The 16171-nt window shown below is 39.5% G+C and carries 26 protein-coding genes and 1 pseudogene; 7 read left to right on the top strand and 20 right to left on the bottom strand.

Annotation, left to right across the window (positions count from 1 at the left end):
* Positions 1–4 precede the first annotated feature (4 nt).
* From LJE11_RS08625 to LJE11_RS08675, 11 genes are all read right to left on the bottom strand, one after another.
* Complete coding sequence (locus tag LJE11_RS08625) at positions 5–841, bottom strand: HesA/MoeB/ThiF family protein (RefSeq protein ID WP_008705270.1); 837 nt, start codon at positions 839–841, stop codon at positions 5–7.
* Positions 842–1048: a sulfur carrier protein ThiS gene (gene thiS / locus LJE11_RS08630; RefSeq protein WP_008705271.1), complete on the bottom strand. Its 207-nt coding sequence runs from the start codon at positions 1046–1048 to the stop codon at positions 842–844.
* A gap of 28 nt (positions 1049–1076) precedes the next feature.
* A complete protein-coding gene (gene trxA / locus LJE11_RS08635) occupies positions 1077–1394 on the bottom strand; it encodes a thioredoxin (protein WP_008705272.1) in 318 nt (105 codons plus the stop codon).
* A complete protein-coding gene (locus tag LJE11_RS08640) occupies positions 1394–1645 on the bottom strand; it encodes a sulfurtransferase TusA family protein (protein WP_008705273.1) in 252 nt (83 codons plus the stop codon). The genes trxA (LJE11_RS08635) and LJE11_RS08640 overlap by 1 nt, the downstream gene beginning before the upstream one ends.
* A 12-nt stretch (positions 1646–1657) precedes the next feature.
* Positions 1658–2527 (bottom strand): 4Fe-4S binding protein, encoded by an 870-nt coding sequence (locus LJE11_RS08645; protein WP_055057811.1) that lies wholly within the window; start codon positions 2525–2527, stop codon positions 1658–1660.
* Positions 2528–2640: 113 nt separating this feature from the next.
* Positions 2641–3540, bottom strand: a complete 900-nt coding sequence (locus tag LJE11_RS08650) for an NAD(P)/FAD-dependent oxidoreductase (RefSeq protein ID WP_008705277.1) — start codon at positions 3538–3540, stop codon at positions 2641–2643.
* Between the two features lie 159 nt (positions 3541–3699).
* Entirely contained in the window at positions 3700–3969 is a 270-nt protein-coding gene (locus LJE11_RS08655) for a hypothetical protein (RefSeq protein ID WP_008705279.1), read from the bottom strand.
* A 120-nt stretch (positions 3970–4089) separates the two neighbouring features.
* Positions 4090–4494 carry an EAL domain-containing protein gene (locus LJE11_RS08660; protein ID WP_173681562.1) on the bottom strand — a complete coding sequence of 135 codons (405 nt, stop codon included), beginning with the start codon at positions 4492–4494 and terminating at the stop codon, positions 4090–4092.
* Positions 4491–4733 carry a hypothetical protein gene (locus LJE11_RS08665; protein WP_173681561.1) on the bottom strand — a complete coding sequence of 81 codons (243 nt, stop codon included), beginning with the start codon at positions 4731–4733 and terminating at the stop codon, positions 4491–4493. Before LJE11_RS08665 ends, LJE11_RS08660 begins: the two co-directional genes overlap by 4 nt.
* A gap of 82 nt (positions 4734–4815) precedes the next feature.
* A complete protein-coding gene (locus tag LJE11_RS08670) occupies positions 4816–5067 on the bottom strand; it encodes a hypothetical protein (RefSeq protein ID WP_330366488.1) in 252 nt (83 codons plus the stop codon).
* 98 nt (positions 5068–5165) lie between these two features.
* Positions 5166–5939, bottom strand: coding sequence for a NifB/NifX family molybdenum-iron cluster-binding protein (locus LJE11_RS08675; protein WP_227295831.1), 774 nt, complete (start codon positions 5937–5939; stop codon positions 5166–5168).
* A gap of 116 nt (positions 5940–6055) precedes the next feature.
* Here LJE11_RS08675 and LJE11_RS08680 point away from each other — a divergent pair, with 116 nt between their 5' ends.
* On the top strand, positions 6056–6715 hold the full coding sequence (locus LJE11_RS08680) for a Crp/Fnr family transcriptional regulator (RefSeq protein WP_227295833.1): 660 nt from the start codon (positions 6056–6058) through the stop codon (positions 6713–6715).
* A 118-nt stretch (positions 6716–6833) separates the two neighbouring features.
* Here LJE11_RS08680 and LJE11_RS08685 read toward each other — a convergent pair whose 3' ends face one another.
* The 5 genes from LJE11_RS08685 to LJE11_RS08705 all read right to left on the bottom strand — a co-directional run bounded on the left by LJE11_RS08685 (position 6834) and on the right by LJE11_RS08705 (position 10959).
* Positions 6834–8525, bottom strand: coding sequence for an FAD-dependent oxidoreductase (locus tag LJE11_RS08685; RefSeq protein ID WP_227295835.1), 1692 nt, complete (start codon positions 8523–8525; stop codon positions 6834–6836).
* A gap of 22 nt (positions 8526–8547) precedes the next feature.
* The gene (gene trxA, locus LJE11_RS08690; protein ID WP_227295836.1) at positions 8548–8853 is read right to left on the bottom strand and encodes a thioredoxin; all 306 of its coding nucleotides are present in this window, start codon (positions 8851–8853) and stop codon (positions 8548–8550) included.
* A 180-nt stretch (positions 8854–9033) separates the two neighbouring features.
* A complete protein-coding gene (locus LJE11_RS08695; protein WP_025580599.1) occupies positions 9034–9276 on the bottom strand; it encodes an HTH domain-containing protein in 243 nt (80 codons plus the stop codon).
* 56 nt (positions 9277–9332) lie between these two features.
* Positions 9333–10229 (bottom strand): helix-turn-helix domain-containing protein, encoded by an 897-nt coding sequence (locus tag LJE11_RS08700; protein ID WP_055054149.1) that lies wholly within the window; start codon positions 10227–10229, stop codon positions 9333–9335.
* Positions 10230–10779: 550 nt separating this feature from the next.
* Positions 10780–10959 carry a hypothetical protein gene (locus tag LJE11_RS08705; protein WP_008705291.1) on the bottom strand — a complete coding sequence of 60 codons (180 nt, stop codon included), beginning with the start codon at positions 10957–10959 and terminating at the stop codon, positions 10780–10782.
* A gap of 296 nt (positions 10960–11255) precedes the next feature.
* On the opposite strand from LJE11_RS08705, the gene LJE11_RS08710 reads away from it, so the two are divergent.
* The 4 genes from LJE11_RS08710 to LJE11_RS08725 are packed head-to-tail and all read left to right on the top strand — an operon-like array spanning position 11256 to position 12917.
* A complete protein-coding gene (locus LJE11_RS08710) occupies positions 11256–11585 on the top strand; it encodes a DUF6442 family protein (RefSeq protein ID WP_005608366.1) in 330 nt (109 codons plus the stop codon).
* A complete protein-coding gene (locus LJE11_RS08715; RefSeq protein ID WP_003865061.1) occupies positions 11582–11788 on the top strand; it encodes a helix-turn-helix transcriptional regulator in 207 nt (68 codons plus the stop codon). The genes LJE11_RS08710 and LJE11_RS08715 overlap by 4 nt, the downstream gene beginning before the upstream one ends.
* Positions 11789–11797: 9 nt before the next feature.
* Positions 11798–12100 (top strand): hypothetical protein, encoded by a 303-nt coding sequence (locus LJE11_RS08720; RefSeq protein ID WP_008121271.1) that lies wholly within the window; start codon positions 11798–11800, stop codon positions 12098–12100.
* 19 nt (positions 12101–12119) lie between these two features.
* Positions 12120–12917, top strand: coding sequence for a YhfC family intramembrane metalloprotease (locus LJE11_RS08725; RefSeq protein WP_227219045.1), 798 nt, complete (start codon positions 12120–12122; stop codon positions 12915–12917).
* 227 nt (positions 12918–13144) lie between these two features.
* On the opposite strand, the gene LJE11_RS08730 is transcribed toward LJE11_RS08725, so the two are convergent.
* Positions 13145–13738, bottom strand: a complete 594-nt coding sequence (locus tag LJE11_RS08730; protein ID WP_227295839.1) for a hypothetical protein — start codon at positions 13736–13738, stop codon at positions 13145–13147.
* A gap of 176 nt (positions 13739–13914) precedes the next feature.
* Positions 13915–14670 (bottom strand): 8-oxo-dGTP diphosphatase, encoded by a 756-nt coding sequence (locus tag LJE11_RS08735; protein ID WP_118571952.1) that lies wholly within the window; start codon positions 14668–14670, stop codon positions 13915–13917.
* A 285-nt stretch (positions 14671–14955) separates the two neighbouring features.
* On the opposite strand from LJE11_RS08735, the gene LJE11_RS08740 reads away from it, so the two are divergent.
* Both LJE11_RS08740 and LJE11_RS08745 read left to right on the top strand, forming a co-directional pair.
* Positions 14956–15279, top strand: a complete 324-nt coding sequence (locus LJE11_RS08740; RefSeq protein ID WP_196002239.1) for a MobC family plasmid mobilization relaxosome protein — start codon at positions 14956–14958, stop codon at positions 15277–15279.
* Positions 15246–15389 (top strand): annotated as a pseudogene (locus LJE11_RS08745) (relaxase/mobilization nuclease domain-containing protein); the annotation flags it as partial. The gene LJE11_RS08740 and the pseudogene LJE11_RS08745, both read left to right, overlap by 34 nt.
* Here LJE11_RS08745 and LJE11_RS08750 read toward each other — a convergent pair.
* Both LJE11_RS08750 and LJE11_RS08755 read right to left on the bottom strand, forming a co-directional pair.
* Positions 15385–15588 carry a hypothetical protein gene (locus tag LJE11_RS08750; protein WP_227295841.1) on the bottom strand — a complete coding sequence of 68 codons (204 nt, stop codon included), beginning with the start codon at positions 15586–15588 and terminating at the stop codon, positions 15385–15387. The pseudogene LJE11_RS08745 and the gene LJE11_RS08750 sit on opposite strands and share 5 nt — an antisense overlap.
* Before the next feature lie 264 nt (positions 15589–15852).
* Positions 15853–16062: a DUF6219 family protein gene (locus tag LJE11_RS08755; protein WP_008705297.1), complete on the bottom strand. Its 210-nt coding sequence runs from the start codon at positions 16060–16062 to the stop codon at positions 15853–15855.
* Positions 16063–16171: the final 109 nt, after the last annotated feature.

The following is a 16171-nucleotide window of genomic DNA, read 5'->3' on the forward strand; positions in this document are numbered from 1 at the left end:
GTATTTACTGCTCATCTCTTGTGGCAAATCGGCCTGCTGTTTCCTCACAGACCTCCTGCTCGTAGTCGATCGGTTCCAGGATTGTCGGATGATCTCCGCATACTGCACAGTCATGAGTATCCTTCGGCAGTTTAACCTTATGGAATTCCATTGTCAGCGCATCAAAAGTCAGAAGATATCCTGTCAGAAGATCACCTACACCAATCAGATACTTGATTGCTTCCATTGCCTGTAAGGAACCGATGACACCTCCCATTGCTCCAATGACACCTGCCTGCTTACAGGTAGGAACTGCATCCTTGGGCGGCGGATTCTTGAATACGCAGCGGTAACATGGACCTTCCCCGGGTACATAGGTCATCAGCTGACCTTTAAAACGAATGATACCTGCATGGGAAAATGGTTTTTTCTCCAGTACACACGCATCATTGATCAGAAATTTTGCCGGGAAATTATCAGTTCCGTCAATAATAAAATCATATTCTCGAATCAGTTCGCGGATGTTGGATGCGTCTACGAACATCCGGTAAGTTTTTACTTCCACATCCGGATTCATGGCATTCATGGTTTCCTTTGCTGATTTTACCTTTGCTTTTCCGATATCTGCTGTGCTGTGGATGATCTGTCTCTGCAGATTGGAAAGATCTACCTCGTCCGCATCCACAATACCGATTGTTCCCACACCTGCTGCTGCCAGATACATTGCCGCAGGTGCACCAAGACCGCCTGCACCGATGATCAGTACTTTTCCTTTCAGGAGCTTCTTCTGTCCCTTTGCACCCACTTCTTTTAAGATGATGTGACGGGAATAACGCTCGATCTGTTCATCTGTCATTGCCATTTAGCATCCACCTCCCATGAAATAAAGAAATTCTACATTGTCTCCCTCTTTTAATACGGTAGACTCTTTATCCTCTGATGCAACAAATTCTTCATTAATAGAAACGGTTACATATTCCGGCATCTCTACATTTTCCTGTGCGATCAGTTCCGGAAGTGTCAGTCCGTCTTTTACTTCTTTTTTCTCTCCTGCTACTGTGATAAACATATTTTTCTCCTTTATGCCTGCTCTCTTTTTAGAGTAATCCTTCAATCCAGCTGTTTAACTCTGCCTGTTTCAATGCTCCTGTTTTCCGGTCTTTCGCCTGTCCGTCTTTAAAAAGGATCAACGTCGGATTTGCCTGCACTTCATACTGCTCTGCCAGCTCCACATCAAAGTTCGTATTTACTTTATATACTTTAATCTTATCCTCATAATCATCTTCCGCATTTCCGAGAACCGGTGCCAGCTTTTTACACGCCACGCAGGAATCTGAATAAAAATCCACCAGAACCGGAAGTTTTTCCTTCAGGACTTTCTCTTCAAAATCCGTCTTGCTTACCCGTACTGCCATCAGTCTTCCACCTTTCTTACATACATGGTGTAAGTACCATCTTCATTATCGGTTAATTTCAGTACCTTATGCCCTTCTTCTTTCATGCTGCGCGGAACATTCTGCACTGGTTCGCCATCGTTCATGCGGACAGCCAGAATCTCTCCATCCTCCAGTTCTTCGATTGCTACTTTTGCCTTCACGAATGTCAGGGGGCATACTTTATCGGTAATATCAACCTCATCGGTTACTTCAAAATCTAATTCAGCCATTATGTTCTCCTTTCACTGTCCTTCATACGCATCTTTCAGCTGACTACGGAAATCTTCTTCTCCCACACGCTGCAATGTTTTGCGGAAACGTTCACTTGGATTTGCATTTTTTTCAAAGAAATTAATTGCCGCATCTGTCACACGAAACAGTGTTTCTTTATCCAGGATCAGAGGAAGCAGTTCTTCTCCTTTATAGATATTATTTCCGAAGGTTCCTCCAAAAGATACGATATATCCCGGAGTTCCTTTCCATGCATCCACCGGACAGCTCTTTACACAGCGGCCACAATGATTACATTTCTGCGCATCCAGTTCTATTTTGCCGTCCACCATCTTCAGTGCATCCTGTCTGCAGGCTTTCACACACACACCACAGGAAATACAGTCGTCTTCCTTATATTCGATGTTCATGCCGCCTTTGATTCCAACATCGTTTTCTTCTGCTTTCAGGCAGTTATTCTGGCATCCTGTAACACCAAATTTGAATTTATGCGGGAGTTCCCGTCCGAAATATCTCTCATCAAGCTCTTTTGCCAGTGTGTAGGTGTCGATACATCCGCTTGGACAGACCTCTGAACCCTGACAGGCTGTAACTGTACGTACACGTGGTCCGCACACACCGGTTCCCACACCGCCTTTTGCCAGTGCTTCTTTTACCTCTGCCAATTCTTCCACTTTAATAAAGGGAATCTCAATGCCCTGGCGGGAAGTCATATGTACATATCCGCGGCCGTATTTTTCTGCTACTTCTGCTACTGTCTTAATATTCTCTGCAGTCAGGTTTCCACCGACCACTGCCAGTCTCAGGGAACCGTAACCTTTCTGTTTCTGTCTCATATATCCGCCTTTTTTTAAGGCTGCATAATCTACTTTCTGTGCCATTTTTATCTCTCCTTTGTGTTTTTAGAGCGTTTTTTCAAATATTTTTTCCAGATCTGCGGCTGTCCGGTATCCTTACAGCCGGTTGAATTATCGTAATACTCTCTCAGTTTCTTCTATTTCAGATATTCTGCCACTGCGGTTGCTGCATTGGCACCATCCGAAACCGCAGTTACCACCTGACGCAGTTTCTTTGTTCTTGCATCTCCTGCCACATACAGCCCTTCCAGAGCGGTTTCTCCTGTCTCCCCTGCTCTGACATAACCTGAATCATCCAGTACTGCAAATTTTTTCAGAAGATCTGTCTGTGGTACTGCTCCGTAAGCAACAAATACACCGTTCACATCTATCACAGCTGCATCTTCCAGAACTACTCCGGTTACTTTCTGCTCTCCGATGATCTCTTTTACCTGATGCTCCAGTACGAAGATAACGTTTTCCTTCTCTCTCAGTTTCGCCACTGTAACAGCGGCTCCTCGGAATTCCTTTCTCCTGTGGATCACATATACTTTCTCTGCCACATCCGCCAGGTAAACAGCATCATCAAGTGCTGTATCTCCACCACCAAGAACTGCGACTGATTTACCTCTGTAAAATGATCCGTCACAGATTGCACAGTAAGAGACACCCTTTCCTGCATATTCCTGTTCTCCCGGAATATTCGCTCTTCGCGGTGTGGCTCCCGCCGCATAGATTACGGTTTTCGCTTCCACCTGCGAACCATCTGCAAATACAAGTTCAAAATCTGATGAAGCTTCTTTCTTTATCTCTGTTACTTCCTGTTCCATGAAGGATACCCCAAGCTTCACTGCATGTTCCCGGAAGTTCTCACCCAGATCATAACCGCTGATGCCCGGAAATCCCGGATAGTTATCTACCTGTCCGCTTTCTGCGATCTGTCCGGTTCCTTCATATTCTTTTTCTATCACTACGGCTGACAGATTAGCCCTCTTTGCATAGATTGCCGCACTCAAACCCGCCGGACCGCTTCCAATGATACCTACATCATATTTCATATCGTCAGTTCCTTTACACCTATTATTCCTATCGAATTAGTATGTTTTATAACAAACATAATAACACCGATAATTTCCTCTGTCAATAAATAAGATTATAAAAATTTTTTAGGATTCGTTATGGACTCAGGTTATAGCAGTTACTTAATATTCGCTGTACTAGATCCAACTGTAATCTCCGCCGGTCAGAGCAAGGCTCAGAAGTGTGTCCATCTTCTCTACCTCTTCTTCACCCTCAATCTTCTGAATCAGTTCTGCTGTATCCAGCACATCCTCCAGTGACTCGTCCGGACCGATCTCATAGTCGATTTCAGCCTCACAGTCCGGGCATGGAATCCTCTTCATCGTCTGCATAGACAGAAAACGGTTGCCGCATTTTTTACATTCATAATATCCGCACTCTTTCGTGCCGTCTGGTACATAATACATCTTTTAATTTTCTCCTTTTTTTGTTTATATGATTAGTTTTTATATGATTGGTCTTCTGATGACAAAGAGCTGCCGGTTTTGATGATTCCCGGACAGCCCTTTATTCAACCTTCTGTACATCTAATTTTCTGCTTTGTCTTTTCTGAGCAGCTCTGTATATTCTACTTTCCTCATAGGTCTGGCATAGAAATATCCCTGAGCCTTGTTACAGCCGAACCCCTGAAGCATTACCTTCTGCTGTTCGGTCTCCACACCTTCCGCAATAATGGAAAGCTTCATATGATTTCCCATAGTAATGATCATGTGCAGGATTTCTTCTGCTCTTCCATAAGGATCTGCTGCACTTAAGAAACGCATATCCAGTTTAATCTCATTAACAGGAGCTTCTTTCAGCATATTCAGGGAAGAATATCCACTTCCAAAATCATCCATCAGAATACGGAATCCTCCCTGGCCTCTGTTTTCTGCGCATTGCAGATCAGGTCTACCTTTCCGGATTTCAGATCTGCCAACTGATTTTCTCATGATTCATTGATATATTCATATCTCCAGCCGGTATACTGAGATATTTTATTCAGATATTCCACTCCATATCCCTTGTATACTCCACTGCTGCTTTTATTAATAAAGTCTGCGTCCTCACGATACGCCACCCGTATTGTCTTTGTCCCGCCGTACGACTGTGCCTGAACCGGAACGATTACTCCCAGAAACAAGGTAAACAGCAGAACGAACAACATTACATTTCTCTTCTTATCACTCATCTATCGTACCTTTCTCTTGAATGATTATAACATAATATTCTCAAAAAAGGTACCTTTATAATGCTCGCTCAAACATTTCCCCTTACAGAATCCAGGTGTTACTTTTTAATCCCATTTCCACCACAGACAATCGAATACAAACTAAAAACAAAATTTCCCTGATTGCTTCCGGCGGTAGCTCATATTTCTCTTTTCGCACCAATCCATCAATCGTTGCTCCGAGTCGAATATTTCTCAATACTAAATCTACAGCTTCTTTGATTTGTGTGTAGATTGGTCCTGTAAATTCTCTCTTATCAAGAAATACTGCACGATCTGTTCCTTTAAAATACAATCTGTCTTTCTGTAAAATAACACAAAAAGGATGTGCTGCGGTAACTTCTCCATTGCCTTGACACATCCTTTCGTATTATTATTTTTTTGCTATTCTTCTTAATGACAGCTATAGCTTCCACATCCATGCTCACCACATGTATGTCCTTCCCCGTGGCTGTGCTCGTGATGAGAACACTTCACATCCGGATTATAATCCAGTGTTTTATTAATAAAAGCTTCCACCGCTTTATCTGCATCTCCGGAAACTCCTCCAAACAGCTTAATGCCTGCTGCCGCTAATGCTGTCTGCGCGCCGCCTCCGATTCCGCCACAGATCAAAACATCTGCGTTCAATGCATTAAGAACTCCCGCCAATGCACCATGTCCGCTTCCATTGGTATCTACTACCTCTGAATGTACCACTTTCCCTTCTTCTACATCATAAATCTTAAATGTCTCTGTGTGTCCAAAGTGCTGGAAAATCTGTCCATTTTCATATGTTACTGCTATTCTCATGATACCTTCTCCTTTTTCTGCTGCATATTTTTTGTAAATTTCCTGTTTGTAACAGCCTCCAAAGCTACAGTTGCTGCTCTGACCGTCACAAATTCTGAAATCTCCACCCTCGATTCTAAGTGGATGTCCATCAATGAGTGCATCTGCTATTTTCTTCCTGGCGGTCTCATAAATTCGTTGAACCGTTGTTCTTGCGATCTGCATAGATACTGCACACTGCTCCTGACTGTAACCTTTTTTGTCCAAAAGACGAATTGTCTCATACTCATCTACTGTCAAAACAATGGGTACTTTTTTCTCAGCATTATCTGCCGGAAGGAATTCTAAAACATTCGGAAAATGGCAGACTTTTCTGCATTTTACTGGTCTCGGCATAAACTGCTCCTTTCTTGCTTTTCTTATATAATAGTCCTATAAAGGGCATATGTCAATTATGTAATTGACGCATCTAAAAAAGCAAGTATACTATGTTCGTAAAGGAGATAACTGTTATGAACTTCGAAAATTATTTTCCACTATGGAATGACTTAAATACAGCACAGAAAAAAATAATTTCAGACAATTTAATCACACGGGATGTAAAAAAAGGAACGATCATTCACAACGGAAACCTGGACTGTACTGGATTATTACTGGTTAAATCCGGGCAGCTTCGAACCTACATACTTTCAGATGAGGGACGAGAGATTACACTTTACCGTCTGTTCGATATGGATATGTGTCTTTTATCCGCCTCATGTATCATACGCTCCATTCAATTTGAAGTAACCATTGAAGCAGAAAAAGATACTGATCTTTGGATCATCCCTGCTGAGATCTATAAGGACATCATGAAGGAATCTGCTCCCGTCGCAAACTATACCAATGAGTTAATGGCTACCCGTTTTTCTGATGTCATGTGGCTGATTGAACAAATCATGTGGAAGAGTTTAGATAAGCGTATTGCTTCATTTCTTTTAGAAGAGACCTCTATCGAAGGAACAAATGAATTGAAAATCACTCATGAGACGATTGCTAATCATCTTGGTTCCCACAGGGAAGTTATCACTCGAATGCTTCGATACTTTCAAGGCGAAGGACTCGTCAAACTCTCCCGCGGCAAAATCACAATCCTGGATTCGAAAAGACTGGAAACACTACAAAGATCATAAAACTGTTTTTCTGTAACATCAAAAGAATCCTCCATTTATCAGAATTATAAAAGTCATTCTAATAAATGGGGGATCTTTTTATGCTACGAGAAAATTATAAAAATATTGTGATTATTTTTTAATAATCCATACCACATGCATATGCCATTTCTATCAGCGCACGGTCATTAACCACTGTATCATAGAAGCGGAATCCACCGGAAAAGTTGTATGTTTCATAACCATTTCCTTCCAGAATACGGCTGGCAATGTAACTGCGCAGACCACTTTGGCATATCAGATACACAGGCTTTCCTTTCTCAATTTCACTAATTCGTTCCCTTAGTTCATCTACAGGAATATTGTTGAATCCCTTCATATGACCCCTGTTAAATTCACCTACAGTCCTCACATCCAGCAACACCACATTTTTATCTTTAGAAATCTTATCCATATCTTCCAAATGCCATTGTTTTAAGGTCCCTTTTGCTATATTGTCTATCATGAAGCCGGCCATATTTACAGGATCCTTTGCAGAGGAATAAGGCGGTGCATATGCGAGATCCAGATCTTTCAACTGGGTTGCCTTCAGCCCTGCATGGATCGCTGTTGCCAGCACATCAATACGTTTATCAACTCCTTCATATCCAATAATCTGAGCGCCAAGCAAACGATAAGTCTCTTTTTCAAAAACCACCTTCATGGTCATCACTTTTCCACCAGGATAGTAACCGGCATGACTCATAGGAGAAAGAATTACTGTATCTACCTCTAACCCTGACTTTTTAGCATTGGTTTCATTGATACCTGTAGTGGCTGCTGTCATATCAAACACTTTGATAACGGAGCTTCCCTGACTGCCTAAATAATGGCTATCACCACCACAAATATTATCAGCAATGATCCTTCCCTGCTTATTGGCTGGACCAGCCAAAGAAATCAGCGCATCATCACCCGTAACATAATGTTTTACCTGAACTGCATCACCTGCTGCATAAATATCCGGTACAGAAGTTTCCATCCTGTCATTCACTACGATACTTCCCTTGATACCAAGTTCCAGACCAGCTTCTTTTGCTAATGCTGTGTCCGGTGTAACTCCGATTGCCAGCACCACCATATCAGCCTGAAGAGATGGATTATCTTTCAATAAGACCTCCACTCCATTGTCTTTTTCTTTAAATCCTTCTACTGTATAGCCTAATACCAGTTTTATTCCATGCGTTCTCATTTCATTATGGATCATAGATGCCATATCTGGATCAAAAGGATTCATCAGCTGCTTAGGCCGCTGGACGATTGTAACATCCATACCAAGTTCCCTCAAATTTTCTGCCAGTTCCAGACCAATAAAGCCACCACCTGCCAATACAGCCGATTTTGGATGATTCTTATTTATATATTCCTTTATCCGAAAAGTATCTTCTACAGTACGAAGTGTAAAAAGTTTATCAATACCCATTCCGGGAAGTCTCGGCTGTGTTGGCTTTGCACCTGGAGAAAGGATCAGCTTATCATAGTTTTCTTCAAATATCTCACCATTCTCCAAATTTTTCACTGAAACAGTTTTATGATCCGGATGTATGGAGATAACTTCATGATGAATTTTCATATTAATGCGAAAGCGTTTAAAAAAGCTCTCTGGTGTCTGTAATGTAAGTTCTTCCGGGTCTGTGATCACGTCTCCAATATAATATGGAAGCCCACAATTCGCATAGGATATGTATCCGGATCTTTCAAACACAGTAATTTCTGCATGTTCATCCAGTCTGCGTATTCTTGCTGCGGCTGTAGCTCCTCCGGCTACACCGCCTACGATTATTACCTTCATCTTATTTTTCCACCTTTCCTCATTAAAGCATTTCTAAAATCGCTTTCTTAGGTCTTGCCCCTGAAACTTTTGTTACAATCTTCCCATTCTTCATAACCACCAAAGTTGGAATACTCATAATCCCAAATTTACTTGCCAGTTCAGGCTGCTCATCCACATTGATCTTTCCAACTTTGATATCAGGGCGTTCACTTGCAATCTCCTCCATGATAGGAACCACCATACGACAGGGAGCACACCAGAGAGCCCAAAAGTCTAAAAGAACGGTTTTCTCGGAATCCATTATTTCATTCTGAAAATTATTTTTATTGATATTAATAGCAGACATTTTACAGTCCTCCTTGTTTTTTCTTTTGTGGCTTTATTATAATCTGAAATTCATTTGTTTTCTGTGATATCATCACATTATTATCATGATTAATTTTTTATCAAAAAAACCTCCGCAAACATTACGTCTGCGAAGGTCTATTTCTCTCAGCATTTGACTAATCTTGGATTAATTTACTTCTCACTCCTGTAGATCTTTATCTATAATCTCCCAGTAACCATTCTTTGGAGAGCCATGTCTTATGAGAATACCATATTCTTTTAACTTCTTAATATTGTTCTCAATATTTCGCCTGACAACCCCGATTTTTTCAGCTAACTTAACCGCTGATAATTGATGATCTTCTGAAAGCAACTTTATAATCTTTTGCTGTGTATCGTTAAGGTCTGTTCTCCACTCTACCTCCGATGTTTTCTTTTTCATTTGTCACCGGAAATGAATTACGGAACAGCTCTATCCGAAACATATTATCAAATCTATTACTTACAAAACTCAAATGCCACATAATACACATAATCATTTTTTGAAAGAAAATCTGTTTGGCTATTTATAAAATCGTCTAAAGTCGGAACACTCATTTCATCATTATCATAAACAAAGGCAATAAGTGGCTGCTGCTTATCGTATCTAATGTCTACGACATTTTTTATTTCAGTTGCTGTTCTGCCATAGTATTCTCTATTTTCTACATTTTCTAAAACAGGAATTTCTGTTGACAACCTACTACCACCTCCAGAAATAATTAACTTAATTACATAAGTATCGAAATCAGGCACCATTACGATTTCACCACTTTTTGGCGAACCAATATCTTCAAATCCCATTTCAACTTTGTCCTGATCACTCAATTTTCCTGATTCGTATCGATAAATATGTAATCTGAGTTTTTTATATTCATCCGTTGTGATAAACTTATAGACAAATGCTCCATCCGGTCCAGCAAGCAGTTCTGCTGTCTGCATTTCTATGCTATCCTTTGCAACAGGAGAAATATAATTCTGTGGTTTTTTCAGACGGTATATGGTAAATCCGATTACTGATACCGCACAGATAGATATAACTAATAATATACATTTCATAACCTTTAGACATTTCTGTTTATCTATATTATCTCTGATCACTTCAATAATATTTGTTTCTGACTTCTGAATCATATTCTCTTGAGCTATATCTTCTCCAGCCAAAAACTCATTGAGGCTAATACCAAGAATTGAACAAAGTTCTTTATAAACAGATACATCCGGCAGGCAAACTCCTCGCTCCCATTTAGAAACAGACTTATCACTCATACCTAATTTTTCTGCCAGTTGCTTTTGTGTCATCCCCAATGACTTTCGCTTACCTGCAATATATTTTCCAATTTTGATAAGATCCATCCATCTACCTCCTTTTTTTATTAATCGTACTCTATTTTAGATGAAAAGCATACCCCTCGAAGGTAGAATATGACTTTTAAGTCTGTCTAGTTTGCCAGATAGAATACAAAGCTTATATGTCCTGTCCCTTCGCACACCCACTTTGCATTTTTTTAGCAAACTCACTTGTAAAAACTTCCTTTTCCGGCGCTTCCGGGATACTGCACTATTTTTCTTCCCTTTTCTTTCAGGACTGAAAAAGCCCTGCGTCAGGACGTTCCCTGATGCAAGGCTTCTAATTTTTTTCTCTATGTTTCTGTGTCTTTTTTTGATGTTTTCTCTGGTGCTCCGTATGAACCGGATTTTCTGATTCTTACAAAGGGGATTATCAAAAAAGTGCCAAAGAGGAGTGCTAAAAAATATGTGGATTATTCAAACTCCTTTGCGGACTACGTTTCATGACACGCAAAGGCTGTTATTAGAGGTTTATATTTCGAACGTGCGTTCTGTTTTTGTGTTTTTCGCACCGCTTATGAAGAAATGAAGAAATAAACTCCAAAATAACTCCATTTTACTCTTTATTATTTTGTTGTTCTTCTCTTGCGTAAAGAATGTCCAACGCCTGGAATATTACATTACTCATAGTCTGATAATGTCTCTCTGCATAAGATACTAGCTTTTCTTTTTGCTCTGGTGACATCCTGATTCTCAGACTAGAATCTTTGCCGTCTAATGATGGTTTTCTAGGCATCTTTCTCTCCTTACATTTCATAGTTTAACATGAATTGATACAAGTGTTAATCTCGTTTTGTTAATATCACCCATTTCCCTTTTTGGCTACTTCCCTGCTTCTTCAGATAATTCTTTTCCTTCAATTTGGTTATATAATACTTCACACTAGCAAGATTCCAATCTAACGCATAATCGAAGTGGTAGAAAAGTTATCTCTTATATCGGTTGTAACTTTTTTATGAACTCTATTGACAAGAAAACTCGGTATGTATATAATCAAAATATGCAAAGAAAACTTGTCATGGAGGTGTTTTTATGAAAAAGGACGAAATCTTAAATGCAAGCAGAAAAGAACATCGCAATAAGGACTTGGCTGAAATGGAAGTGGTATATCAAGCTGGAAGTCACGCAAGCAGAGTTGGTGCTTTAGTGTGTTGTTTGCTTTCGCTGTTATCTTCTGTGCTTGCTCATACTATGATTTACAGTCCGTGGGTTATATACTTCAGCATTATTGCAACACAATGGTTAGTTCGTTTTATCAAAATGAAGCGAAAGAGCGATTTGGTCTTGACTGTTCTGTTTTTTGTGCTTTCCATTTTGGCATTTGTTGGATTTGTTAGCCATCTTTTAGAGGTGAGAATATGAAAGAACAATTACAACTGAAAAATCACTTAAAGGAAGTTCGCACAGAAGCAAATCTTTCTCAAGCTCAGCTTGCAGAAATGGTAGGGGTATCAAGAAATACCATTAGTTCTATTGAAACAGGACAGTTTAATCCAACTGCAAAATTGGCTCTAATTCTTTGTATTGCATTGGACAAAAAATTTGAGGAACTATTCTATTTTTAGGAGGTCATTATGGAAAATATTATAATGTTGATTTTGGGAGTGTTCATATCTGTTGTTGGAATTGTAAATATCAAAGGCAATATCAGCACAATTCACTCTTATAACAGGCGAAAAGTAAAGGAAGAAGATATACCAAAGTATGGAAAAACAGTCGGCACAGGAACGCTGATTATAGGAATATCTCTTGTATTAGGTTTTATTGTTTCGTTTTGGAGTGAAATAATTATAGATTATATCATTCTTCCAGCAGTTATTGTCGGATTAGGCTTTATATTGTATGGACAGTTCAAATACAACAAAGGAATTTTTTGAGAATCAGGGAGGTATAAAGATGGAATTGAACACAATATCAGGTCTGGCGATAGCGGGAGTTATCTGCTCCGTTGTCCTCTCGATGGGGGTACCGATTGCTTTGTTCATTGCAGGAAGGGTGAAGCTTAAGGCAAGGATTTCCTCGTTCTTTATCGGAGCAGGAACCTATCTGCTGTTTGCCATGCTGTTGGAGCAGCTGCTGCATGTTCTTGTCATTCAGTTCTGCGGACTGAACGCACAGAGCAGGCCATGGCTTTACTATGTGTACGCGGCTTTGGCTGCAGCGGTTTTTGAAGAGACCGGAAGACTGATTGCCATGAAGTTCTGGATGAAGAAATGGCTGGATTTTCCAAATGCACTGATGTATGGAATCGGGCATGGCGGTGTGGAGGCCATTCTGATCGGAGGACTCTCCGGAATCAGCAATCTTGTGTCCATGCTGATGATCAACAGCGGAGCCATGCAGAATACGCTGGCGGCACTTCCTGCTGAGTCTGCAAACCAGACCGTGTCACAGCTGTCGGCCCTATGGACAACACCGGCACCACTCTTTTTTGTAAGCGGAATCGAAAGAATCAGTGCCATCATTCTGCATATCGGGTTGTCACTGCTGATCTACCGGGCGGTAAAGGCAGGCAAATGCAGGACAGCGGCTTTTACAGCGGTTCTTGCATATGGGATTCATTTTATCGTGGACTTCTTTGCCGTGGCAGGTCCGGCGCTTCTTCCCATCTATGTGATTGAAATTGGTGTCTTTGTGATGGCAGCCGGAACTCTTGTTATGGCGCTGAAGATGGGAAGGATGGAAGAACTGTGAATTCCAGTTTTCTGCTATCATAAAACAGAATATATCTGACAGAACGCACCGTAGAAATACGGTGTTTTTTGTGCCCTTTTTGATGATTGGATATTCAATTAACTTTATTTATTACCCCCTCCAATATCTAAAAAAAGCTACTTCTGCAAGTCAACCTCACAGAAGTAGTTTTTTATTTATCCATTATTTTCATTTCTTTTCAAAACCATTTCATAAAAATCCAGAAACTATTTTGTTATATAATATCCCTTACTTTCAACATCCAATGAGTCAAATGTATTATCATTTTCATCTACATCTCCAGACTCTGTTTCAAATTCTTCCTCAATGAATCCCGTTTGTTTAATATGTAAGAACACGTAATCAACTTCTCCTGGAGATACCTTTATTTGCTTTGAATATTCATTGCAAAACGATTCGTATTTGTTGCTATATGTTCTACCATTTATGTGTTTCATTGATTTACCTCTTTTAGATGAATCTTCACAATATTTTTTGTATTCAACTAAATATTGTATTTCTCTATACGACATAGTATTCAATATGTGAATATATTCATCAAAAATACTACCATCTATATGTTTCCCCTGCAAATAACCATTTCGTATAAGATTTCCAAAATACTCAACTTTATCGGTCGTTGCCAACCTTTGCACTGCCTCTTTTGCTCGTGCAAAATTGATGATAAACTCTACATCATTTACCATTTCCGGTGTTATAGAATGATCATCTTGCAAAATAACATCTAACAATTCCTGTTCTTTCTTTTGCTGAAAATCATTTAATAACTTATTTGTTGATGAATCAATTAAATCCCCCAAAACAGGGATTGCCTTTATAGGTGCCAATAAAACTGATTCAACAACCGGATTTTCTTTAATATCCTTTATTTCATTTGCATTATATAAGGAATTTTTTTGCCATTTCTAATTTTTCATTCATTATTGTTCTCCCATTTTCATCACAACAACTATTTTATCCCAAGTAGATACTTCGTTTAATATAAATCTCCAACATATCCATCTGCTTCCAGATGCATATAACACTCATTCACCTGCTCAGACTCCAAGATCTGTAAAACGTATTCCATACCTGTAGCCAATTCTTTGGTTTTTAATTCTTCCAGCGGAATCCAATACACCTGCCCTTCCTCCGAACTTGTCAATTCTCCGATAAATCTATCAGTTCTGTACAGCGTAATCACATAATGTACTCCACCCTTATGCCAATGATATAAACCGCAGAGCTTCGGTGTTTCAATCGTAAGACCTGTTTCTTCCCAAACTTCCCGGATCATAGATTTTTGAAATATCTCGTTCTGCTCCACATGACCACCTGGAAAAGTTGTCCCTGTATAGCTGTCATTCACTTTATCCAATGCCAGCACATTTCCTTTGTCATCTTGGATCATACACATATTCATAAAGCAAACCTTCTCAATCCGACTCTCTTCTTTTTCATTCAGAGATCTTCTGATACGTTTATTGATATCCGATCGTTTGGATTTGTAATGCTTGAATACCTCTCCATACGGAATCCAGATTTCTGCATCTTCAATTTTTTCATACACAATATCCACCACTTCTTCCAGATGTTTGTCGTTTGGGAAAGTGTATTTTTTCATATAATAATCCCTGGTTGCCTGGAACATCCATTCTGCAATCTTCTCTTTCTGCTTTAATTTCAACTGAGCATATTTCTTGTCAGTTTGCAGTAATTTTCCATCTATCATTTCATGGTTTTTCCGTGACATCGGTAAGACCTCTTTTCCTCTTTTCTCATTCAGATTTTACTATACCATAGAATCCTTCTTTCGTCATACCTCAGATCTGCGATGTCCTATTTTTCTTCTCTGAATACCTTATCTATAGAGAGTTCTTTTCAAAAGACTCTCTTCCGGCGGCTGTGCCACCGGTAAATAGCAAGGACAGGAAGTGTATATACACTTCCAAAAAAACCAGCAATTTAGGGAACCCTGCCCTAAATCAAAAACACAAAAACCACTACTTTGAGCAACCAATGAAAGAAGAATCTATCTATGGCAAAGAGAAAAAGAAATATACAGATCTTGTTTTGTGTTTCCCCCGAAGAAAAGAAGCTGATTCGCAGAAAGATGATTGAATCAAAGACTAAAAACATGGGAGCTTATCTTCGTAAAATGGCAATTGACGGTTATATTGTCAATACAGACACTACTCCATTAAAAAAACAATACGAGGAAATGCATAAGATCGGTGTGAATATTAATCAGATTGCGAAAAAAGTAAACAGTACCGGAGATCTGTATTCTGAAGAAATGCAGGAATTGAAAGAGATGGTGAAAGAATTTTGGCGTATCTTAAGATCTTCCCCATTAAAGTAACAGACAAGAAAGCTCTGGACTATATTACGAATCCAGATAAAACAGATGAAAAACTGTTAGTTTCCAGTTTTGGCTGTTCCCCGGAAACTGCAGATCTTGAATTTTCTATGACAAGAGAAATTTTCTGCTTTGTCTGTACATATACATCTGATCGTTATCATTCCAGATAACCCGACTGCAAAAATACAGCCACAGTCTCTGTTTCAGCAGAGGTCCTGTACCTTTCGGTGGTATCATTATTGCTTTACTCTTCCCATAGGAGTCTTCGCCTGCACGAGCCGGATTATCTCCGGTAAGCATGTTCCTCAAGATGTATCAGCTCCTTCAATTGTCAAGGTGCAATCGGAAGAACTGTCTGAACCTCTTTTACGTTTGTGATTTTTGGAAATCAGAGGATTTTCAATTTGCCTTCCATATACTCTGTATTGGGAGCGACAAAATCGGACATGATTTTAGAAATTTTTTAAGATTATTTTTTGAAGTGTAAAAAGACATAAAAAAAGATGCCAGGATTTCTCCTGACACCGTAGTGACTGTGCCAACTTCGTGCCCAGTGGGCACAAGATTGGTTCATTATTCTTCATTTTCTATTGAGTTTGATTCTTTCTCTGTCTTCTTGTTTTTAGATATTATCCTATGACCTGTATAAATAGCCATAATCATACAAAGCAAAGAACTTGCCGCAAAATATTTATGGCTTGATTTTGAACCTTTATATCCGCTATAAAAAGTTCCTAGCATCGTTATCAATGCTCCGACAGACCAATATTCATGAGCCTTCATTCTAACATCTCCTTTTGTGTTAATTTTAATATGTGCCTTTTAATGAAATATGCAAACTGTTAAGGAAACAATCGGAGTTGGTGTAAACGAAAAAGCAGCCTTGAGTTCT

Source organism: Blautia sp. DFI.1.216 (assembly GCF_020594215.1).
Classification (GTDB): domain Bacteria; phylum Bacillota; class Clostridia; order Lachnospirales; family Lachnospiraceae; genus Blautia_A; species Blautia_A wexlerae.